22 protein-coding genes are annotated in these 23160 nt (G+C 39.4%); 8 read left to right on the plus strand and 14 right to left on the minus strand.

What is annotated here, in order from left to right; all coding sequences use genetic code 11:
* Window positions 1-67: 67 nt before the first annotated feature.
* The 3 genes from PO903_RS18885 to PO903_RS18895 form a co-directional block, all read right to left on the minus strand.
* Window positions 68-1081 (minus strand): cytochrome d ubiquinol oxidase subunit II, encoded by a 1014-nt coding sequence (locus PO903_RS18885; protein WP_193555924.1) that lies wholly within the window; start codon window positions 1079-1081, stop codon window positions 68-70.
* Window positions 1078-2445: a cytochrome ubiquinol oxidase subunit I gene (locus PO903_RS18890; protein WP_069328774.1), complete on the minus strand. Its 1368-nt coding sequence runs from the start codon at window positions 2443-2445 to the stop codon at window positions 1078-1080. The genes PO903_RS18885 and PO903_RS18890 overlap by 4 nt, the downstream gene beginning before the upstream one ends.
* A gap of 286 nt (window positions 2446-2731) precedes the next feature.
* A complete protein-coding gene (locus PO903_RS18895) occupies window positions 2732-3070 on the minus strand; it encodes a winged helix-turn-helix transcriptional regulator (protein WP_241669234.1) in 339 nt (112 codons plus the stop codon).
* Between the two features lie 143 nt (window positions 3071-3213).
* Between PO903_RS18895 and PO903_RS18900 the strand changes: the two genes are divergently transcribed.
* Window positions 3214-4098 carry an SDR family oxidoreductase gene (locus PO903_RS18900; protein ID WP_273594295.1) on the plus strand — a complete coding sequence of 295 codons (885 nt, stop codon included), beginning with the start codon at window positions 3214-3216 and terminating at the stop codon, window positions 4096-4098.
* 148 nt (window positions 4099-4246) lie between these two features.
* Here the strand turns inward: PO903_RS18900 and PO903_RS18905 are convergent, their stop codons facing one another.
* Entirely contained in the window at window positions 4247-4582 is a 336-nt protein-coding gene (locus tag PO903_RS18905; protein ID WP_273594296.1) for an antibiotic biosynthesis monooxygenase, read from the minus strand.
* Between the two features lie 156 nt (window positions 4583-4738).
* Between PO903_RS18905 and PO903_RS18910 the strand changes: the two genes are divergently transcribed.
* Window positions 4739-5587, plus strand: coding sequence for an AraC family transcriptional regulator (locus PO903_RS18910; RefSeq protein WP_273594297.1), 849 nt, complete (start codon window positions 4739-4741; stop codon window positions 5585-5587).
* Window positions 5588-5781: 194 nt separating this feature from the next.
* On the opposite strand, the gene PO903_RS18915 is transcribed toward PO903_RS18910, so the two are convergent.
* A complete protein-coding gene (locus PO903_RS18915; protein WP_069328778.1) occupies window positions 5782-6390 on the minus strand; it encodes a hypothetical protein in 609 nt (202 codons plus the stop codon).
* Between the two features lie 29 nt (window positions 6391-6419).
* Complete coding sequence (locus tag PO903_RS18920; protein ID WP_069328779.1) at window positions 6420-7586, minus strand: helix-turn-helix transcriptional regulator; 1167 nt, start codon at window positions 7584-7586, stop codon at window positions 6420-6422.
* 249 nt (window positions 7587-7835) lie between these two features.
* On the opposite strand from PO903_RS18920, the gene modA reads away from it, so the two are divergent.
* The 3 genes from modA to PO903_RS18935 all read left to right on the plus strand — a co-directional run bounded on the left by modA (window position 7836) and on the right by PO903_RS18935 (window position 10363).
* Window positions 7836-8678: a molybdate ABC transporter substrate-binding protein gene (gene modA / locus PO903_RS18925; protein ID WP_273594685.1), complete on the plus strand. Its 843-nt coding sequence runs from the start codon at window positions 7836-7838 to the stop codon at window positions 8676-8678.
* A complete protein-coding gene (modB, locus tag PO903_RS18930; RefSeq protein WP_069328780.1) occupies window positions 8675-9355 on the plus strand; it encodes a molybdate ABC transporter permease subunit in 681 nt (226 codons plus the stop codon). The genes modA and modB overlap by 4 nt, the downstream gene beginning before the upstream one ends.
* 156 nt (window positions 9356-9511) lie before the next feature.
* Window positions 9512-10363: a GNAT family N-acetyltransferase gene (locus PO903_RS18935; protein WP_273594298.1), complete on the plus strand. Its 852-nt coding sequence runs from the start codon at window positions 9512-9514 to the stop codon at window positions 10361-10363.
* A gap of 238 nt (window positions 10364-10601) precedes the next feature.
* On the opposite strand, the gene PO903_RS18940 is transcribed toward PO903_RS18935, so the two are convergent.
* From PO903_RS18940 to PO903_RS18950, 3 genes are all read right to left on the minus strand, one after another.
* On the minus strand, window positions 10602-11384 hold the full coding sequence (locus PO903_RS18940) for a hypothetical protein (protein WP_273594299.1): 783 nt from the start codon (window positions 11382-11384) through the stop codon (window positions 10602-10604).
* An 85-nt stretch (window positions 11385-11469) separates the two neighbouring features.
* The gene (locus PO903_RS18945) at window positions 11470-11922 is read right to left on the minus strand and encodes a flavodoxin (protein WP_273594300.1); all 453 of its coding nucleotides are present in this window, start codon (window positions 11920-11922) and stop codon (window positions 11470-11472) included.
* Window positions 11923-12164: 242 nt separating this feature from the next.
* Window positions 12165-12854: an SDR family NAD(P)-dependent oxidoreductase gene (locus tag PO903_RS18950; RefSeq protein ID WP_137220593.1), complete on the minus strand. Its 690-nt coding sequence runs from the start codon at window positions 12852-12854 to the stop codon at window positions 12165-12167.
* A 156-nt stretch (window positions 12855-13010) separates the two neighbouring features.
* On the opposite strand from PO903_RS18950, the gene PO903_RS18955 reads away from it, so the two are divergent.
* From PO903_RS18955 to PO903_RS18965, 3 genes are all read left to right on the plus strand, one after another.
* The gene (locus PO903_RS18955) at window positions 13011-13613 is read left to right on the plus strand and encodes a TetR/AcrR family transcriptional regulator (protein ID WP_069328785.1); all 603 of its coding nucleotides are present in this window, start codon (window positions 13011-13013) and stop codon (window positions 13611-13613) included.
* Window positions 13614-13805: 192 nt separating this feature from the next.
* Window positions 13806-14675: a class I SAM-dependent methyltransferase gene (locus PO903_RS18960; protein WP_069328786.1), complete on the plus strand. Its 870-nt coding sequence runs from the start codon at window positions 13806-13808 to the stop codon at window positions 14673-14675.
* Window positions 14676-14684: 9 nt separating this feature from the next.
* Window positions 14685-15455 (plus strand): RluA family pseudouridine synthase, encoded by a 771-nt coding sequence (locus tag PO903_RS18965; RefSeq protein WP_273594301.1) that lies wholly within the window; start codon window positions 14685-14687, stop codon window positions 15453-15455.
* A 677-nt stretch (window positions 15456-16132) separates the two neighbouring features.
* On the opposite strand, the gene gyrA is transcribed toward PO903_RS18965, so the two are convergent.
* The 5 genes from gyrA to PO903_RS18990 form a co-directional block, all read right to left on the minus strand.
* A complete protein-coding gene (gene gyrA, locus PO903_RS18970; protein WP_502921656.1) occupies window positions 16133-18595 on the minus strand; it encodes a DNA gyrase subunit A in 2463 nt (820 codons plus the stop codon).
* Window positions 18596-18604: 9 nt separating this feature from the next.
* Window positions 18605-18727 carry a hypothetical protein gene (locus PO903_RS18975; protein WP_273594302.1) on the minus strand — a complete coding sequence of 41 codons (123 nt, stop codon included), beginning with the start codon at window positions 18725-18727 and terminating at the stop codon, window positions 18605-18607.
* Between the two features lie 51 nt (window positions 18728-18778).
* Window positions 18779-20764, minus strand: coding sequence for a DNA topoisomerase IV subunit B (gene parE / locus PO903_RS18980; RefSeq protein ID WP_069328539.1), 1986 nt, complete (start codon window positions 20762-20764; stop codon window positions 18779-18781).
* Window positions 20765-21130: 366 nt separating this feature from the next.
* Window positions 21131-22120: an ABC transporter permease gene (locus PO903_RS18985; RefSeq protein WP_069328538.1), complete on the minus strand. Its 990-nt coding sequence runs from the start codon at window positions 22118-22120 to the stop codon at window positions 21131-21133.
* Window positions 22113-23132 (minus strand): ABC transporter ATP-binding protein, encoded by a 1020-nt coding sequence (locus tag PO903_RS18990; protein WP_273594303.1) that lies wholly within the window; start codon window positions 23130-23132, stop codon window positions 22113-22115. The genes PO903_RS18985 and PO903_RS18990 overlap by 8 nt, the downstream gene beginning before the upstream one ends.
* Window positions 23133-23160 lie beyond the last annotated feature (28 nt).

Below are 23160 nucleotides of genomic sequence, written 5' to 3' on the forward strand. Positions count from 1 at the left end.
ATTCTCCTCCTTTATCCATCAAGGCATACAAGGAATCTCCTCATATGCCACTATCCATTCACAAGTGTTATTTCTTTCCTTTTACATAATCTGCATCAAATAAGAACAGCTTAAATACCAGAATCAGTGAAGGAATTAACAGACATAGTCCTCCAATAAATACCACTACAAGTGCAAAGCCCATAGATGGCGAAGTGGCACTGCTCTGAATCGTAATGTATGGATCAAGAATATATGGATACTGCCCAATACCATAAGCGAAAAAGGCGCAGAAAAATTGCAACATGATACAAATAAACGCTAAGCCGTAACGACGTCCATTGTATAAAAGCCACATGGCGATCATAAAGAAAGCAACAGATAGCGCAAGTAACCACCATAGATCCATCATATTTTGAAAATGTCGTTCATTGTGTTGACCGAGATAAATAAATGCTGTTAAAGCTAGCACAATCGTAGGTGTACTCCAAAACAAAGCGTATCCTCGCATCAGCTTCAATGCGGACTCATCTTCTGCACGTGAAGCATAAAAGGTTAGAAATGTACCACTGATAAACAACACTGACACAATCGCAAGCCCTACAATACTCCAAGATAATGGATTCGTGAATAATGCCCAATAATCCAGAGAAACAACGTCTCCTTGCTTGAGGATAAATCCACCTTCAGCCAAAGTTAGTGCTACCGATAATGAAGCGGGAATCAGCAATCCTGTCGCACCATACAAAAAGAGATAAACGATGTTGTTTTTGGAACCATAATTTTCAAAAGCATAGAACGAACCTCGAATAGCCAGAAGAACGATCGCAATACTTCCCGGAACCAGTAGTGCTGACCCGTAATAATAAGCCGTATCTGGAAAAAATCCGACAATACCAATATAGAAAAAGACAAAAAATACATTGGTAATCTCCCAGACAGGTGATAAATAACGTGAGATCAAGCGGTTAATTAAATGATCTTGCTTGGTTAAGCGTGCATAAAAAGCGAAGAAACCTGCTCCAAAATCAATCGAAGCGACTATTAAATATCCGTACAAAAATAGCCATAGCACCGAAATCCCAATCAATTCATAACTCATGATAAAGGACCACCTTTCTCGCTTGGTGGCTCAGGCTGTTCTTTCAGCCATTTCTCCATCTCAAGTTCAGCAGGATTATTATTGAACAATCGTCTTAATACAAGAACACATATTGTGCCAAGTACGATATAGAGAAGTAAAAATACAAAGAACAAAATGCGGACACTCGGTGAAGATGTCGCTGCTTCTTCGACTCGCATATATCCTCGAATAATCCAAGGCTGTCTGCCAAGCTCTGCGTAGAACCATCCCATTTCGACAGCTAGAAATGCTAGCGGTGCGCATAGTGCAATAATACGAAGCATCCACTTATTCAATTCATTGCGCTTTTTCCAGAATAACAATACGAAATAAAGACTGGAGATCATCAGCAACGTAAATCCGATCCCTGCCATCGAATCAAATAAATAATGTACCAAAAGAGGTGGACGTTCATCGATAGGGAATTCATTCAGCCCTGTAACTTCTGCATTAAAGTCGCCAAATGCTAAAAAGCTAAGAATTTTCGGTAAATGAAGTGCTCCTATAATCTCATGCTCTGCATTCAACCACCCCAACAGAACCAAGTCTGCTCCGCGTTCTGTTTCAAAATGCCATTCTGCTGCTGCTAATTTCTCAGGTTGATGCTCTGCCAAGAACTTAGCGGATACATCGCCTGCTAATGTATTCAACAGACTAAATAGTAAAACAACAGCCATCATCAGATTTAAGCCTTTTTTATGATAAGCAGATACGCCTTTTCTTAACATCGCAAAAGCAGCAATGCCTGCTAATAACGCAGCACCTGTTAGATAAGCCGAACTTAATACATGGAATACTTTAGAAAATGTCGCTGTATTGAGCATCGCTTGTACAGGATTGACAGCTATAAATTGCCCGGCTTCCATCACAAATCCACCCGGTGCATTCATAAATCCATTCACTGTTGTAATAAATACAGCAGACATGCCTGCTCCAGCTACAATCGGAATAGTCAGTAACCAATGAATATACGGATTTTTGAAGCGATCCCATGTGTACAAATAGATGCCTAAGAAAATAGCTTCAAAAAAGAATGCAAATACTTCCATAAATAAAGGTAATGCAATCACATTGCCGGCTAATTTCATAAAGTTAGGCCATACGAGCGCCAACTGTAGCGATATCGCTGTACCTGTGACCACACCCACTGCTACTGAAATCACAAATCCTCGTGACCATCTTTTTGCCATAAGTATGTAATGCTGATCTTTCTTACGGATACCCATCCATTCTGCTATTGCAATCATGAGCGGTATCCCTACACCTAGTGTTGCAAAAATAACGTGGAACCCGAGCGTTAACCCTGTTACAAGTCTGCTCCATAACACCGTATCGATTTCCATACCTGTATTGCCCCCTTTCAAAATAGATCAAGCGACTGCACGTCTTGATAGTTAAAATTATTGTATTCTAATTTTCGACCAATTCAATCACAGTCACATTTTTGTCCCTAATCGTTCCAAGAAGGAACATATCTTTCTGACAAGTTAGTGAAAAATAGCGAAAATACTCGAATGGGCTATTGTGTTATTTGGCTTATCCCTTTAATGACAAAAGATCGTGTCCTGAACACGCAAAAAAAGTCGCTAAGTTAGCGACTTTGCCTGATCAATATAATTTTCAACAGTCTTACATATGTTGTAGACCCCATTCTTGTAGTTGCAATAAAATCGGAGTCAACGTTTTTCCTTTGTCTGTTAGAAAGTATTCCACACGAGGAGGCATTTCAGCATAAGCGACTCGGTGTATCAATCCATCTGCTTCCAATTCACGCAATTGGCGTGTAAGTGTACGATGTGTCACGGTAGAAAGTGCTCTTTGAAGTTCATTGAATCGAATTTTATCGTTTTGCAGTAACTGATATACAATCAAAATCTTCCATTTTCCACCAATCGTATTGATTGCAAATTCTACAGGACATGATTTACAATTTTCCATTAATTTAATTTCCGTTACCTTCATTTCCATTGATTTACCTCCAACAGTATCCTTAAAGATACCTGATATCTTACATGTGCGTACTTACATAAAGTGTGTAACTTGATTATGATAAATATAACATTTCGTTCGATGTTGAACAAATGAACTGATGATAAGGAGCTGTTTTATATATGGAAACAATTTTGGTCTATGGAGCATCAGGTGTACAAGGTGGAGCTGTCGCTAGATTATTAACATCTAAAGGAATTACTGTTCGCACACTTACTCGCCAAGAAAAAAATGTAGCGACTTTGAAGGAACAAGGAATAGAAGCATTTGTTGGAGATTTGTCTGTATTAGAGACTTTACATGAAGCAAATAGCAATGTAGATAAAATATTTTTAAATATGCCGATTGAGTATGATACAGAACTAATGAAGCAACAGATTACCAATGCAGTACAAGCGGCTCAGCAAGCTAATGTACAACTAATCGTTGTGAATTCGAATGGATTTTTGCCAGAACAGCATACAGCCACTGCAACGTTAGAAGTTAAGCGCGAAATGATTCAATACGTACAGCAAAGCGGTATTCCGACTATTTTGGTAAAACCTACTTTGTATATGGAAAACTTTTTAATTCCAGGACTCATCAATCAAGGCATACTTTTCTATCCTGTCCCTGCGGACAAGCCTATTCCGTGGATCAGTTCTGAAGACGCCGCTCAATATCATTATTATGCATTAAATCATCCTGAATTAGCAGGTCATACTCTTTTAGCTCCTGGGCCAGAAGCATTGACAGGTGAAGAACTGGGGTATCATTTTACACAAGCTTTGGGAAAAGATATTACTTTCCAGTCTCTAAATTATGATGACTTTCAAGCTTCGCTCACCCCTGTAATGGGTGCTCAACAAGCTACAGGTATTGCGAATTTTTATCGTTGGATTGGAGAAAATGTAGATTCTTTGAACTACTATAATGTGGAGGATCGTGTCATCGTACCTGATCTTCAACTGACTTCACTCAAAGATTGGTTGCAACAACCGCATATACAATCTATTCTTCAGGCTTAAACAAGCTACCCTTAGAATAACGGATTATAGTCATAATGTCTTTTAATATTATTCAAAAGGCACAACAAAAAGGGATGAACGACGTGTTATCGTCGTTCATCCCTTTTCTATTGCATATTTTTATACTATAAAGGTAGTCTAACAGACATTAAGATTTGGTGATATTGGATGTTCCTGTTTTGATCGCTTTGATATCATATTTGGCATTTGTCGAATCAACAACATACTCGGGCTTAGGTTGACCTGCTTTTTGGCGATGTCCTTGTACATGAGCATCACTTTTCTCCCAGTTCTTCCATGCTTCTTCAGACTCCCAACGGAATAAAAGAACCACTTCTTCTTCCCCTTTACGAGTCTGCTTCACCATAATATTCAAATCAACAAATCCAGGCTGTTCTTCCAAAATACCGGCTTGGTTAAAACGTTCTACGACTTGATGAGAGTTACCTTCTGTGACTGTAATACTACGCATAATTGCAAACATTGTTAAACCTCCTTCAAACCATTTATTCTTTTATTATAAATGATAATCATTATCATTGTCAAAACAACTATATTCACCTGACAATTTGGCGCATAAAATGACAGGATTAGCTTGAACTTTTGACTTATAATAAACACCAAGGAGTGAATAACTACTATGAACTGGATCGAATCTTTACAACATGCGATTAATTATATGGAAGAACATTTGTTAGAACCGATTACGATTCAACACATTGCAGATCAAGCTCATCTATCGCCTTTTTATTTTCAGCGTAACTTTGCGTTGTTAACCGATGTGACCGTAGCCGAATACTTGAGACGAAGAAGATTAACTCTAGCCGCTCATGAACTGGTACATAGCGATCACAAAATTATTGATCTGGCACATAAGTATGGCTACGATACACCTGAATCTTTTTCCAAAGCGTTCCGTAGACAACATGGGATTGCCCCTAGTGAAACCCGCAAGCATAGTACCTCGCTTAAGTCTTACAATCGCTTGGTGATTCAAGTGAATCTGAAAGGAGTCGAACCGATGAATTACAAAATTATAGAGCACCCGGGATTCTCATTAGTAGGTATCAAGCAAACATTCTCTTATGAAGATGGAGAAAATCTACGTGAAATTCCAAAAATGTGGCAAAAAGCGTATCATGATGGTATCGAAGATCAGTTATTTGAACTCAACAATGGAGCGATCTCAGGAATACTTGGTGTCTGTGTTGATCAAAGTGAACTTCAAGATAAACAAATGGAATACTGGATTGCTACTGCTTACAATGGAGATACTCCAGAAGGATTATCCCACTTACAGATTCCTGCTTCCAAATGGAGTGTATTTGAAGTGGAAGGTCCGATGCCAGCAAGTATGCAAAATCTCTGGAAACAGATTATTTCAGAATGGTTTCCTTCTAATCCTTATGAACATGCATACTTGCCTGAACTGGAAGTATACGGTGGTCCTAACGTTGCTCCGCAGATCTGGATTCCAATTAAAAACTAGCAGGTAATGGCTGAGTATATTCCAATATATTTATCTTTTATTCAACTGGTCGTTGCAAGCCCCTTTTACTGATTCATAGTATGAATGATTTATACAAAAAGAATTGCAAATCATTATAAAAAAGCTGTAGATCGCTCGTATTCCAACGATCTACAGCTTTTTGCTTTGGTATTTTTATGATAGTACAGATCTATTTAGAACATTGAGGTAATTTCACCTGTATTTTTGTTTACATAATACCAGCCATATGTAGATGTATGACCTTCTCCTGTAGCTTCATCATCGACCACATCTTCATACACATGGACAACATACATATCATCTTCCTCATGATCTACATCTGTCAACAGATATGAAGAACCATTTAACTTATATTTATCTTTGACCAGTTGAATCGCTTGTGCTCTGCTGACTGCTGATGTACCTGTTGCCGTATTGGAATTTGAATTAGGTGTGGTTGGCACTGTAGGTACACTTGGAGTCGGTATCGTCGGAGTAGTCGTCGAATTAGAAGATGACGATGAACCTGTACTATTTGCCTGATTGCTTCCAATATACAAATTATTATTGGACAAACGAATATCTTTGCTCATTGCATTACTCATCGTTCTTGCCGGTACATACGTAGTGCCTTTATAAATAATGACATTAGCATCTGACTTTTTAACTTGATCGATATATAACCCTACTTGCTTAAAAGCCACTTGAATACTGGTTGTATTAGCTGCCATTGCTACACCTGTACCTGTCAATAATGAACCGATCGTTATACCTAATACTAATCCTTTAACTTTGTCTTTCATGCCTGCTCACTCCTTTATAGGTAAATGTATTAATATTCGCTAGCGTACAAAATCTCTCCGGTGCGAGATAGATCATATCCACCGATCGCTTGTAATTCACGTTTGAAATCATCGGATGACAATATTCTTTTTAATGTAGCGATCCACTCTGCATTTTCTACTTTATTTAAAATAACCAGATCATATCGTTCTACTGTCAATGGAATAAATTCCACTCCGACCAATGCAGCGGCTTTCTCACTTCCTACCCCTACATCTGCTTGACCGCTTGCTACTTTACCTGCCACAGCAATATGAGAAGATTCTTCCTGCGTGTATCCTTGTAATTGAGAAGTACGAATCCCATTCAATCGTAATTGTTCATCCAATAATACACGCGCTCCTGCTCCACGTTCTCGATTCACAATCGTTATTCCATTTTGAGCCAAATCTTGCCATGAACGAATATCTTTTGGATTTCCTCTAGCCACATACAATCCTGCACGCCTTGAAGCTAGATTAATCACTGTACATGGATGCGAGACAAGCATTTTACGAATATACGGTAAATTATAATCTCCTGTATCCCCATCAAATAAATGAGTACTGACAATATCTGAATTTCCCATATACATCGATACTAGACTATCCATACTTCCGGCAAAAGAACGAAGCGGACGATAACGATTGTCCTCTTTTTCCATATAACGAGCTAGAATATCCAGACTAGTATCTTGCCCTGTAATCACAATCGTTTTGCCAGTCGTCGGTGGAGTGATCGGTTCTTGAGTAATCGGGTTCATCGTGCCTGTATTTCGCAAAATTTCTTCTGGACGTGCATAAGCTGCATGCACAAATTCAGGTGTCACTGTAGCGTCTGGATCAGGCGTATGATCTTGATAATCAATATGGGGAATATTCCCGATGCCAGGCTGAAGTGGAGACACTTCTGACGGCTCCGAGGACGAAGTTGGTAATATGCTATTTAGTGGGGTTGCTGTCATATGAAGCTGTCCCGCATTTTCTCGATTTTCACGAATCATTCCATTTTTCGCTTTTTGTTTATACGTTTCTAGATCATAATGATCCACTCGCATTTGTTTCCCTACACGATAAGCGGGTAAATCGCCTTTTTTGATCAGATCGTAAACGGTTAATTTAGAGACTTTAAGTAATTTGGCAATTTCTTCGGTTGTGTATGACACCTGCTCATTCATAGGTAGTTCCTCCCTAACAAGATACATTTATCTTAACGTGGATGATATGAGTTTTCAATTTAAACAATCGTACTATATCCAATTTAATGTGATGTTTAATTATAACTAGATATAATTAGAATGATTTAGTATGATCTAATATATATTATTCAGTATAATACATAGTTGTATTATAACTTTAAGGAGGAATATGTGTTGAAATCTATACTTTCTTTATTTTCACATCGAAATCATACTTCTACTTCCCGGATGGATCTACCTGCGCTTCTGTTAGGTCTGATCTTAATACTTAGTGCTTGTTCGTCCACGACAACTACATCCAGTACAGATAGCGCCAACGGTTCTACACCTTCTTCTGAGACTAATGCTACAGCTACCAGTGAATCTCCTGTACAACTCACTATTTCAGCTGCTGCAAGCTTAACGGATAGTCTACAGGAAATCCAAACGTTATACCAACAGCAACATCCTAATGTTAACCTTACATTTAACTTTGCGGCTTCAGGTACATTACAGAAACAGATTGAACAAGGCGCTCCTGCGGATCTATTCTTCTCAGCAGGTAGTAAACAAATGGATGCTCTACTCAGTGCTAATCTTATTGATAAAACGCATGAGAAAGACCTGCTCGCTAATGATCTTGTACTTATTGTACCCAAAGATAGCGCATTAACATTATCTTCATTGCAAGATTTGACTCGTGACAATATCAAAAAATTAGCTGTCGGTACACCTGAATCGGTTCCTGCGGGTATGTATGCCAAACAAACATTAGAGTCGTCAGGAATATGGGACAAGTTACAATCCAAAATCGTGCTGACTAAAGATGTCAAACAAGTCTTGTCTTATGTAGAAACAGGTAATGCTGAAACAGGATTTGTCTACAAAACGGATGCCATGGATTCAGATAAAGTACAGGTGGCTTTGACAACTACTACTGATAGTCATGATCCAATTCTATATCCAGCAGGAATCGTATCTGATACTACTCATCCTGAAGAAGCTGCTGCTTTCTATGACTATCTACAGACCGATGAAGCACAAGCTATTTTTGTCAAACACGGCTTTATGAAGGCTTCTGCGGGTTCATGAATTCGTTAAACTGGTCATGGGACGTTATCGGTTCGCCTATTCTGTTGTCTTTGCAAATTGCTTGTGTAGCAGGTTCGCTTGCTTTTTTACTGAGTATTGTGATGGCCATGTGGATGAATCGGCATACCTTTCTAGGGAAATCAATCGTTGAAACGATATTTATGTTACCCCTGGTTCTGCCTCCTTCGGTTGTCGGTCTTTTGCTACTGACTATACTGGGTCGGCGTAGTTGGATTGGTCAGGCGGCTGAATGGCTTACTCATCAGCCGCTTGTGTTCAGCGCAACTGGAGCGATTATTGCTGCAACTGTCGTTTCTTTTCCACTGGCTTATCAGACACTCAAAACAGGGTTCGCTCTGGTAGATAAAGATGTACTGGAATCTGCACGCTCTCAAGGTGCCAGTGAATTGCAATTACTCTGGTATATGATCTTACCGCTTGCATGGCGTTCACTGGTAACTGGATTTGTGCTTGCTTTTGCTAGAGCCTTAGGAGAATTTGGGGCTACTTTAATGGTAGCTGGTAATATTCCAGGCAAAACACAGACATTACCAACTGCGATTTACTTTGCTGTCGATGCTAACAATATGCCACTGGCTTGGAGTTTAACCATCATTACGATTCTGATTTCATTTATTCTATTATTAGTCACTGGACGCATTCGTGGTTCTGCCTGATCGGTAGCTGCGGATGCTTTTTTTATTTGTAAAACTTAGATAGCTTTATCTAGTATATTCCTTATATAATTAGAAATAGATTGACCAAAAGAAGATCGATTGGGGACGACTTCATTCCATCTCTTTCTATTAAATACAGAAAAAAGAGGTACCGCTATGCTCAAACTTCAGCAGTTATCAGATATATTAGAATTACAGGCACTTTGTGAAAAAGAAGATCATATTATGCTTAAATTAAACTGGGACATGCTCAAAAATCGTGCGCCTGGCAGTGTAGAAGATTTTTTCCATTATCAAGGTAAATTACTGATCGGTTTTCTAGGTATCTACCGAATGGGACAAAATATTGAAGTATGCGGCATGACACATCCTCTTTATCGTCGACGGGGTGTATTTACAAAATTGTGGGAACAAGCAGTCAGTCGTGGTCAATTGGTCGATGCCAATCAAGTGTTATTAAACGTGCCTCGTGATTCGGTTGCAGGTCAAGCATGGGTACATACAAGACCTGTTGTGCTGCAAAGTATTGAATATACGCTCAAGCTCGATAAAGAACATAACTCGTTACGTATAGACGAACCTGAATCTGCGGTATTACGTCCATTTAACGATAGCGATATTCCGTTGTGGATACGACTGGATGCAGATGCATTTGCGATTAGTGAAGCTTCTACAACAGCTACACTAGCCAATGCCAATCGTTCCAAAACACGCAAAATGCTAGTGATTGAACATGCTGGTATCGCGGTCGGTAAAATAGAAGTGGATTATGAGGGAGAACACAGTTGGATCTATGGATTCGTCATCGATCCTGCATTACGTGGACACGGGATTGGACGTAGTGCTTTGCGTCAGGTGGCTCTTGCTGAAAGTCAGGCAGGTCATAGTGTCTGGCTCAATGTAGTATCTGATAATGATCGTGCGCTCTATCTGTATGAATCGTGTGGCTTCCAGCATCAAGATATTCAAGACTATTACTTGTATTCTCCACCTATGCCTGAAATTTAAATCATTTATACAAACACAGAAAAAGCGTTTATACCAAGCACGGAGGTCCGGTCCATGCATGGATAAACGCTTTTTCTTAGAGAATCATCTATGTTATCGAATCATGTGACTGGGACGAAAAGATAGATGATCTCTATTCCCTGTAACAGGAAAGCCGTATGTTCGTTGGTCTTACTTATATTGTGAAAAGAATCCGGGTCAAAAAGATGGGGGGATTTTGACCCGTTTCTTGGTCCACCTACATGAGGCTCCACGAAGGAGCTAGGGATGTCACACCAGCGTTCTGTCTGCAATGTTCACAGACTTGAGTTCCGCCTGGTACGACATGTTGAAGCAAATGAAGATAATCGATCGATGCACCTACTTTTTCCGGTGAAGGATAATGACGCTGTACCTTGCCTTCCATAATCGAAAAGATATCAATTCGTTCAGGAAGTCTACCAAAAGCAGACTGGCAAAACACGGAAGATAGATGAATAAAAGCTTCTGCTGTGTAAGGATCATCATCGACTATAAACTTCTGAACAATCAGGCTCTTGTGTCCGGCTACATCATCCGGTTGCGCTTTTTGTTCAGATACTTGCCATGCCACTTGAAAAATAACAGACAAATCGGTTTGCAGTTCTGGAACCAAAGTCTGATGCTGTTCATACAACATCATAGGATAAGGTGCATATTCGTTGGCTGCAAGAAGCTTACGAATATTTGCCGTAACTAGATCTTTAACCTGCCAGTACTGCTGTTCATGATCGAAGTAAGAGATACGCTTGGGCCAACGGAAATCAACCAGCTGGCCAATATCTGTAATCCCTCTAAGCTCTGGCGACATACTGTAATAACGATTAATCGCATGTCCTATCGCAAATTGTACACGTTGCTTCCAATGAATCTGTGAAGCTTGCTTACGTGACGTTTGGCGTGTAGGTAGTGACTGATCATTTGTACGATAGGTCATCCGTAGCCATTCTTCCAGCTTATAATCCTGCAAAACAGGTGAAGCCTGATCCGTAGAATAATTCATATATGCTTAACACCTGCTTTCCAGTCATACGAAGTCTTTAATTACATCTACTCTAATATTGATCGTGTGATCAAGTAAGCTCGAATTACACTACGCTTACTGCTACGCCCGCAAATTTTTTGCCGAATTCACGACAAGTTTCCTTCTCGTCGGATGAAGGATTCAATTCGATCTTCAGCCCTTCTAACACGATATCTGCGCCACGCTCTTGTAACTTGTTTGTGAGAATATCAACTGCTGCTGCAAATTGTTCGTAACAAGTGTCTCCACTTCCAAATACAGCTGCTTTTTTACCAGCAAGGTCTAGCTGATCCATATCTTCGTAAAAGTCGAGGAATTCATCTGGCAATTCGCCATCTCCCCAAGTATAGGCGCCAAGGAGTACTGCGTCATATTCCAAAAGAGTATCCGCATCACAGTCCATTGCTTGCTTGAGTTCAACCTCTCCACCTGTGGATTGTATTCCTTCGGCAATCAAATCTGCAATTTCTTCTGTATTCCCAGTCATGCTGGCGAACACCACTAATATTTTAGACATTGTAATCCTCCCGCATATGTGTTTTCCATGGATTGATCATACTTGATAATGATTCTCATTGTCAACAACGAATTTTAAATTTTTAGTTTATTTCTTTTCGAGTGTGTTTGATATCGATTATATTTTCAACTTAGTTTCTTTTACACAAATAAAAAAGCCGCTTATTAAGTGACTTCTTTAGTGTATACATTTGAATTCAGCATTTTTGTAGATTCGAAAATATTACTTAATTCTGTCGTGCTTTAATACTGTATGGTTGCTGGCGTAACTCCTTTTGGATACTCTTCTTCCCATACTGCTTGGTCTGTATAAGCCTGATACCACATATCTGCAATTATATCTGGATCATTCACTGTGCCATTACCTGATTCTTTGATAAATAAACCTAACGATCGATGACCTACAAAAATGCCTTTAGGTGACAATTCAGTATGCAGATTAGTGATATAATTTCGCAAACCTGCCATAATAATACCGACATTTCCCATCATAGGCACAGGGTATAATGCTGATAATCCTGTAGTAAAAAGTAAAGCTCCTTCTTTGCGTGCAAGCATATCTTGTACTACTGTATTCACCACATGAATAGCACTGAAAATATATCCTTCATATAGGTCTTTGATATTCTCTGCTGTTAATTCCAATACAGAAGTAGGTGGATACTTTCCAGCAGTAGGACTAAATTCCAACACATCAATCGAACCGTATTTGTTTTTAATGTTAGCAAGTGCCTCTGTCATTTGGTCTGCTTGATATACATCTGCTATAAAATAAGAAGCTTCTATATGATTTTCTTTTAATACGTTTATCATTTCTTGCAGCTTGATAGCATTGCGCGAGACCAAAGCTATTTGAAATCCTGCCTTACCAAATCGTTTGGCTAATGACAATCCCAAACCTTTTCCTGCTCCAATAATAACTAATGTTTTCATTGCTATTCTCCTCTATCCATCCATATATTGTATTCATGTAATGGTTTTTATTGTAGAATTTAAGCTTAATGCATTCAATGGTGGATATTCATCAATTTAACATTTAATAAGCAAATGTATTGAATCTGCTTATTATCTTGAAGAAAGGAATTTAGAATGAACAAACCTAAAATTGATTTACGTATTGTTAAAACAAGAAAAGCGATCAAAGATTCTTTTCTGACTTTAATTCAAACTAAAGGATATGATCGTATCACAATACAAGATATTGCAGATCAAGCGATTATTAATCGAAACACTTTTTATTTGCACTATATAGATAAACCTGATTTGATGGAGAAATTATGTATAGAACATATCGATCTATTGAATATTTGCTTACCTGAGTATACTGAGGATGTTCAAAATGAAGATCCTTCATTTATGGTGATTGCGTTAAAAAGTCTATTTCTTATCCTAGAAGAACATGTCGTTTTCTTTAGAACGATGTTAACTCATGAGATTGAGCCTAGCTTTTCTAGTTATCTTAAAGACCATTTCAAACAAATTATTCTCTCTGGTCTTGATACTCCTCCCGATAATCTCAAGATACAGATTAGCCTTGAATATATGGTTTCAGGCTTAGTCGGTGCGATCTCTTTATGGATCAAAGAACCAGAACATTATTCTATAGATGAATGGATTGAGCAACTGAGTAACATTCATTTTAATAATATTTTGGATCTTATACGTAGCATCAACGGTCATAGTGTTCAATAAAAAGGAAAAAAAATCGTTTATATAACGATTTTTCTTTTTTTGCTTATTAAATCAAATATAGCTTCCTTTCATCTATTGTTATACAATGAAATGCGGTAAACTGATAAAGATGGCTTTTTAGGCTACTCTGTATATAGATGATTGTACTCTACAATATCTATCGAGAAATAAAATATAAGGATGGATTATTACATGTATATTGCTGATCAATGGAAAGATTATGAATTAATTGATACGGGCGCAGGTGAGCGTCTGGAGCGTTGGGGAGAAATCTTGTTACGTCGCCCAGATCCACAGATTATCTGGCCTCTTCAATCCGCAGATAGAGACCCACGCTGGAATCAAGTACACGGTCATTATCACCGCAGTGCTTCAGGTGGTGGTGAATGGGAATGGAAACGCAAAATTCCAGAACGCTGGAATATTCGTTATGGCGATTTGAATTTCCATATCAAACCTACTAATTTCAAACATACCGGTCTATTCCCTGAACAAGCAGCGAACTGGAGCTGGATGATGGACAAAATCAAAAATGCTGGCCGTCCGATCACCGTCTTGAACTTATTTGCGTACACAGGTGGAGCAACAACAGCTGCTTCTTATGCTGGCGCTGATGTGGTACACGTTGATGCGGCAAAAGGAATGGTACAGTGGGCTAAAGACAATCATCAATTATCAGGGATTGGCGATCGTCCGGTACGCTTTATTACAGATGATGTGTTCAAATTTGTTCAACGTGAGCAACGTCGTGGTAACAAATACGATGCGATCATTATGGACCCTCCTTCGTATGGACGCGGACCCGGTGGCGAAATGTGGAAACTTGAATCCAGTCTGTATCCTTTCTTAGAGTCTTGCTTGTCGATTATGTCGGATAACCCATTATTTATGCTGATCAACTCGTATACAACAGGGATTGCACCGACGGTATTGTCTAATATTTTGAATATGACGATGCAACAACGTTACGGTGGTACCCTTTCTTCTGGCGAAATTGGTCTACCTATCACGAACTCGGGTCTGAATCTGCCATGCGGTATTCTTGGACGCTGGGAAAGCTGAGGCATAACAATGGAACCACATTCAAATACTAAAGGTAGAGCGCCGATTCCTGTGTTATATGAAGACAACCATATTATTGGAGTTGTTAAGCCTGTCAATATTCCTTCCCAAGAAGATCCAACAGGCGATCCAGATATGTTGACTTTGATCAAAGAAGACTTGAAAGAACGTTACAATAAAACAGGCAATGTATATCTAGGATTGATCCACCGTTTGGATCGTCCGGTTGGCGGAGCGATGGTATTTGCCAAAACATCCAAAGCTGCTTCTCGCTTGTCTGAATCTGTACGTAGTCGTACGATGGTGAAGCGCTATGTAGCAGTCGTGCGTGGTATTCCTACTGTTACTAAAGCAACACTTAAAGACGTACTTCTTAAAAATGCACGCACCAATACAGGTTCCGTAGTTCCTCCAGGTACTACGGGTGGTAAAGAAGCAGTACTCGATTACGAAGTACTAGCTCAAAATGAGGATTTGAATCTAGCACTAGTCCTGATTCATTTGCATACCGGACGTTCTCACCAGATTCGGATTCAAATGTCTCATGCAGGTTATCCGTTATTCGGAGATCAAAAGTATGGTGCTGAAGTGAACCGTCGTGGTGAGCAATTAGCCTTATGGTCTGTATTAACGGCTATTCCTCATCCTGTCGGCGGTCGCATGATCTCTATGATCTCGCTTCCTCCGCAGACTAAGCCGTGGATCGAATGGTCGAGTGATATCTATGAGCAATTGAAGGAACGTTTAGAGCTTGAATTGGAGCAAACGAAGTTAAAGTAAGTGGTATAAGAGCGAGATGATGTATGAAATATTTACTTGTGTTTTATAAATAAGATGCAAAAAAGCTTTTCCGTTCCTTGATTACAAGGTAATGGGAAAGCTTTTTTCATTGATATTAGAAAACGAATTTAGAAGAGAATTAGCTTAAGGATTTGTGCTGGTGGTTTAGTGTAAAATCCGCTTCGAAAATAGATATTCTTCTCGTCGCTGTTAAGAACGGATATTTTGAATCACTGCTTATAGCAGTAAATATCCGTTCTTAAAGGCGAGCGCTTCGCTCTTTCAGAATCATCTATTCTCTCCGCTTGGTGTGTGAAGGTAGTTTACGTTTATATACTAACAAATATAAAAAAATTAAAAGATTATCAATAGTATAAAATAAATATAAAGTACGTTTTGTAGAGCTTAAATTTGTGAGAATAAGGTGATTATTCATTCTAAAAAAGTATAATGAGCGACTTTAAAACCAACTATCGACTATCTAATATTCAAAACAAAATATCAAAATTTACTTAATAACAGCATTAAAAACAAATCGTTCTTACTACTCTATGGTTAAAGTAATCCTATATTTTATGATCTATACGGTTGTTAACCGATTATTATGTAAAACTTCTCTGACTATCTGTAGATAGAAAGAGAAGTTTTTTATACCATTATTTTATTTTTACTCAAAGTCAGACTGATCCATTAGAAGATAAATCTTCTATGATACCAATAATCGTATCTGCCTTATCCATTTCAACAATTTGCTTACCGATATGTCTACGTTCATCGGTTTGAAGTGCGGCTTTGCTATTAAATCCGATCATACGATTTGGAGGTAAAATAGCCATAAATGAGCGATGTTCTTCACAGATAAAAGCACCAATAATACGATTACCATTTGGTTTAGATCGTTTACCTTCTTTGAACTCAAAGGTAGATAATCCTTTACCACCACGGCTTTGAGTCTGGTATTGCAATAATGAAGTACGTTTGGCATATCCAAGATCGGTAATGACCATCAATTGTCCGTCTTCTCCATCTACCCATAGGACTGCGGCGACTTCATCTTCTCCAACCAGTTGAATTCCACGTACACCTGTAGCAACCCGACCCATTGGATTGACTTCTTCTGCCCGGAAGCGAATACTCATACCGTCTTTAGTAATTAACATCAAATCTCTAGCTTGACCTGAACGGGTTACAGAGATAACTTCATCTCCTTCTCCAAGCTTACAAGCGGCTACTGCTCCTGAACGTTTGGTCGCATACTCTTTGATCTCTGTTCGCTTCACTTGTCCTCGCTTGGTCACAAAGATCAGATCGGCTTGTTCTTCTTCAAAATTACGAACAGGAACCATCGCCACAATTCGATCTTCACGAGTCATCGGGATAATATTAACAATCGCTTTTCCTGTTTCTTTCCATTTGAAATCAGGAATCTGGTGAACAGGCAGTAAGAAGTATTGTCCCCGCTGTGTAAAGACAAGTAGATTATCTAGTGTATTTACATTCATCACTTCGCGAATATAATCATCTTCTTTGGCACCTGATCCACTACGTTCTCCGCCCGAGCGATTGAAAGACATCATATTCGTACGTTTAATGTAACCGTCATTAGAAAGACTCACTAGCACATCTTCCGAGTTAATCATGACTTCCAGATTAACTTTCAACTCTTCAACTTCATCTTGAATAATAGAACGACGACTAATACCATGTTTATCATGAATTTCCATCAATTCTTTTTTGATCAATCCGACTAGCTTTTTATCGCTACCAAGAATAGCACGGAAATTGGTGATTTTCTTCTGAATATCGTTTAGTTCTTTTTCAACTTGATTAATTTCTAAATTAGTAATGCGGTACAATTGTAAGGTTAGAATCGCATCGGCTTGGCGCTCAGTGAGGCCAAACATCCATTGCAAATTATTTTGTGCATCTTGGCGGTTTTTAGACGCTTTAATCGCTGCAATGACTTCATCTAGTACATTGAGTGCTTTAGCTAGACCTTCAAGTACATGAGCACGATCTTCTACTTTATCCAGATCATGTTGTGTACGACGGGTAACCACTTCACGTTGATGCGCAATATACGCTTCCAGAATACTTTTTATTCCCATTTGTTGAGGCGCTTTGTTAACGATAGCTACCATATTGAAGTTATAGGTCACTTGTAGATCCGTTTTTTTGAGCAAATACGCTAGAATGCCTTGCGCATCTGCATCTTTTTTAAGCTCGATCACGATCCGTAGTCCATCACGTCCGCTCTCATCACGTACTTCAGCAATACCTTCTACTTTTTTCTCCAAACGGATATTTTCCATCGCTGTGACAAGACGTACTTTTACCACTTGATAAGGGATTTCGGTAATCACAATTTGCTGTTTACCGCCGCGTAGTGTTTCAATTTCTGTTTTAGAACGTATGTAGATACGCCCTTTGCCTGTAGAATAGGCATCACGAATCCCGTCTCCACCCATAATCGTACCACCTGTTGGGAAATCCGGGCCTTTGATATAGTTCATCAGTTCAGGCAATTCCATTTCAGGTTTTTCCATCAATGCAATACAACCTTCGATCACTTCACGCAGGCTGTGCGAAGGAATTTCTGTTGCAAAACCTGATGAAATTCCGCTTACGCCATTGACTAATAAATTAGGATAACGAGCTGGTAAAACGACAGGTTCTTGCGTCGTATTATCAAAGTTGTCTTTAAATTGAACCGTATTCCGATCAATATCACGTAAAATCTCCATCGCAATCGAAGATAAACGAGCTTCGGTATAACGCATTGCTGCTGCTGGATCATCATCAGGCGATCCCCAGTTACCATGCCCATCGACAAGCGTATGACTCATTTTCCAAGGTTGTGCCATCCGTACCATACCATCATAGATCGATGAATCACCATGAGGATGATAGTTACCCATCACATCACCGACTGTTTTAGCTGATTTGCGATATCCTTTTTCCGGTGTATTGCCTGAATCGTACATCGCATACAAAATACGACGTTGTACCGGTTTCAATCCATCACGAACATCAGGAATCGCGCGGTCTTGAATAATATATTTAGAGTAGCGACCAAAACGGTCTCCAACGATTTCTTCTAGAAATGCTGGTAAAAATTTATCGTTATTTTCAATAGCCATCCGTTCACCTTACCTTCCGAGCTTATCGCCGGATAATTTTGAAGCCGCCGCAGAGTACAGAGGGAAGTGAATACCATTCCAACCAAGCACGGTATGATGCTCACTTCCATCTGCACTAAAGCAGCGGCTCATTTAGTTTGATCATCCATCAAGATTACTTTTCTATATCACAGATACAATTATTTACTCCACGTATTCTGTAAAGTCTACGTTTTCGACGATCCAACGTTTACGAGGATCAACTTTATCGCCCATTAATGTAGATACACGACGTTCTGCTTTGGCAGCATCTTCGATCTGTACTTTAAGTAATGTACGACTTTCAGGATTCATCGTTGTTTCCCATAATTGATCTGGATTCATTTCACCTAATCCTTTGTAACGTTGTAAATCTACATTTTTGCCGAACTCTTTCATCGACTGATTCAACTCTTCGTCTGTCCATACATAACGTTCTTGCGATTTTTTGCCGGCACGTTGAGAAATCTTGTACAGCGGAGGTTGAGCAATATAGATACGACCGTTATCGATCAATTGCTTCATATAACGATAGAAGAATGTTAATAGCAACACTTGAATATGTGCACCATCGGTATCCGCATCGGTCATAATAATGATTTTGGAATAATTGCTATCTTCTATGGCAAATTCAGTTCCTACTCCTGCACCAATAGCAGAAATAATCGCCCGATATTCTTCATTTTTCATTACATCTGCAAGTTTGGATTTCTCTGGATTCATCGGTTTACCTTTGAGTGGTAAAATAGCTTGAATCTTGGAATCTCGTCCTTGTTTCGCAGAACCACCTGCCGAATCTCCTTCGACAATAAACAGTTCATTTTTGGAAAAATCTTTCGATTGCGCTGGACTTAGCTTACCGTTCAGATTCGAACTTTCGCTACGTTTACGTCCTGTACGCATATCATCACGCGCTTTACGAGCCGCTTCGCGTGCACGAGAAGCTTGAACTGCTTTTTTGATCAGCTTTTGAGCGACTTGTGGGTTTTCTTCGAGAAAGCGTTGCATATTTTCAGCGACTACCGCATCTACTGCTCCACGTGCGGAAGAACTACCCAATTGGTCTTTGGTCTGACCGACAAACTCTACATCTGACATTTTGACGCTTATAACCGCCATCATGCCTTCTCGTAAATCTCCACCTTCGAGGTTTTTATCTTTTTCTTTGATCAGTGCTGTTTTACGAGCATAATCATTCAATACACGAGTATATGCTGCTCTAAATCCTGTCTCATGTGTACCGCCGCCCCGTGTAGGGATGGAATTTACAAATGAAGCAAGCGTTTCAGTATACCCTGCATTGTACTGCATCGCTACTTCGACTTCGATATCTTCACGTTCGACATTGAAATGAATCACATCATGAAGAACATCTTTGCCTTCATTCAAAAACTCTACGAATTGACTAGCTCCGCCTTCATAATAAAAACGATCTTCTTTATCATTACGATCGTCTTTAAGTAAAATTTCTAAGCCTGAATTCAGAAAAGCAATTTCTTGCAGACGCTCAGCAAGTGTATCGTAATTCAATGCAATTCCTTGTTGGAACACACGAATATCTGGTTTGAATGTAACTTTTGTTCCTGTAATTTTGGTTTTGCCAATGACTTCAAGACCACTTACAGGTTCACCTACATGCTCTTTTTCTTTTTTATCAACCCAATATTCAAAACGTTGACGGTGAATACCACCATCACGATAAATTTCTACTTCTAGCCACTCGGATAATGCATTCGTTACTGAAGCACCAACTCCGTGTAGACCTCCGGACTTTTTGTATCCTCCACCGCCGAATTTACCACCTGCATGCAAAATAGTAAATACAACTTGTGGTGTAGGTACTCCACTTTTATGCATTCCTGTCGGAATACCACGTCCGTTATCAAAAACCGTAACCGAACCATCTTTGTTCAGTGAAATCTCGATTTTTGAACAATGTTTTGCCAAATGCTCGTCAACTGCGTTGTCCACAATCTCCCATACGAGATGATGAAGCCCAGATGAACTTGTACTACCGATATACATCCCCGGACGTTTCCGTACGGCAACCAGCCCTTCAAGCACCTGAATGTCGTCAGCATCATACCCGGAAACTGGCGGATTAACATTACCACGGGATGAATTTGTGAGTGAATCGATCTTTTCGACCATTCATGGTCCCCCTCTTTAATCTAAATATTGCTTTGTTCTGTTTGACCTACGATTAGCATTATAAATCTTAGTCGAAAATTATACCATAGGTAAATCAATAATCGCGCTTGACCCCGAACCATCATATCATACGCTTTTATTTTGTCGACACTTTTGATTTACATAAAATGTAATTTATTCGGCAGATAAATATATAATGCAAACACATGTTCCTTTTATTCCTTAAGTGTAATCTAATCTTTTCATTTCGTAAACCCACTTGTCACATTATTCTACGATTTCCCATTATATTAGCTATAATGATCTTTTGTAAATAAACTTGCCTGCTGATCTTCATAAGATAAGCAGGCAATCATACTATACTTTTTAATTGAGCACATCTCTTTTGGTAAATACAGCAAACGAAACAATAACTGACGCTAATGCCCATACTGCCAATACGCCAAGCGAGAATGGTAATGTCATGCCTTCAATCGGTGCCGGGCTTCCTGATAAATAATTAGTCAGTCCCAAATTAACCATAAATAAATATTTAGCTGTGCTCCACGAAGCCGCCATATTGGTCAAAATGGTACCTGCAATCAATGCCGCCATCATAATAACAATACTGGCTGCGGTACTTCGTACTAACACAGATACCATAAAGGCAAGTAATCCGACGGTCAAACCGACAAACCAGATCAATCCCATTTGCATCAAAATAAATTGCCACTGGGCTATAGCGTGTACACTACTCATATCGGTTCCTGTATCACCCGGCTGGAATCCGGTAAATACAGGAATGTTAAATCCACTATATCCGAATGCTGCCCCTGAGATGACGTAGGAAATAATAAAGGTTGAAACGACAATCAGCGAGACAAACATCGTCAGCGTAATGAGTTTACTTAACAATACTTTCCACCTACGAATCGGCCTTGTAAGCAACATTTTGATCGTTCCGCCTGTTCGTTCCGCCGATACCAGATCAGAAGCAATCGTCATAATAAGCAGTGGGATAAATAAGCTACTGGAGTTATCTAGAAATTCGCGAGTAAATGTAACGCCACCCGGTTCATTCGGATTCACATCATTTTCTAAATAATATTGCATCTGTTGAACAAACACACGACGGTATTTTTTCCATTCTTCAGGTACACGATCACTACCTAATGAGTTCTGGTTATCTGTGATTGCTTGCTGTAATTCAACACGCCAATCTTCACCGAACTTGGTGCGATTTTCTTGGGCTTGACGCATCTGCGCATAAGTAAACATCGGTACCAGTACTAATAAAACCAATAGCACGACATAAAATCTTTTTTTCTTAATAATTTTTATCGTTTCATTCTGTACCAATGGCCATATACTATTCAATAAATTCACCTTCTGTCACGCCCAGAAATAGTTGTTCCAATGTCGGGCTAAGTTTTCGTACATTATGAATCTGAATCCCTGCTTGCACAAGTGTAGCAATCGTTGTCGAAATGTATTCTTCAGGGGTTGCGGTGATAATAGAATGCGGTCGAAGTGATGCTGCTGTATCGTTATCCAAGTTAGAACTCTCCAGATCAAGCACTTGAATAGAAGGTATTGATTGAAGAATCTGTTCTCCTTGTGCTTGAGGTTCTAATTCCCATATCACAAGATGCTGTGTATCTTCTACCAGCTCTGTTACTCCGCCTACAGCAATAACACTTCCTCGTCCCACAATCGCCACTCGATCACAAAGCAATTGAATTTCACTGAGTAAATGACTGGATACAAACACAGCCATACCTTGCGATGCCAGTTCGCGGATAAAAATACGCATATCTCGAATCCCTTTAGGATCAAGTCCATTGGTCGGTTCATCTAAAATAAGCAATTTAGGGCGACCTAACAACGCTTGAGCGATCCCAAGCCGTTGACGCATACCTAGTGAGTACTTGCTTACTTTATCGTGGATACGCTCATCCAGACGGACAATCTCGGTGACTTCTTGAATCCGTTTTTCATCGACACCGGGCTGCATCCGTGCAAAATGCTCTAAGTTTTCCCATCCTGTCAGGTAAGGATACATTTCAGGATTTTCAACAATTGAACCGACATAAGCCAAAGCCTTCTCCGGTTGCTTGGTCACATCGTAACCGCAAATATTGATCGTTCCTTCTGTAGGGCGAATCAGATTCACAAGCATTCGAATCGTTGTTGTTTTACCTGCACCGTTCGGTCCTAGAAAGCCAAAGATTTCACCTGCTTTGACTTCAAAAGTGACATCTTTGATAATCCACTTTTTGCCGATTTTCTTTTTGACATGTTGGACAGATAATACAATCTCTTCTTGAGATGGTACAGACTGCGAATCAGCCGTTGCTATGGGATGGGTTGTTGTTAATTTAGAATCCATTATGATCTAGCTCCTCTCTCATTTCCAT

The sequence above is a fragment of the Paenibacillus sp. PK4536 genome (assembly GCF_028594455.2).
GTDB classification, from domain to species: Bacteria; Bacillota; Bacilli; order Paenibacillales; family Paenibacillaceae; genus Saccharibacillus; species Saccharibacillus nuruki.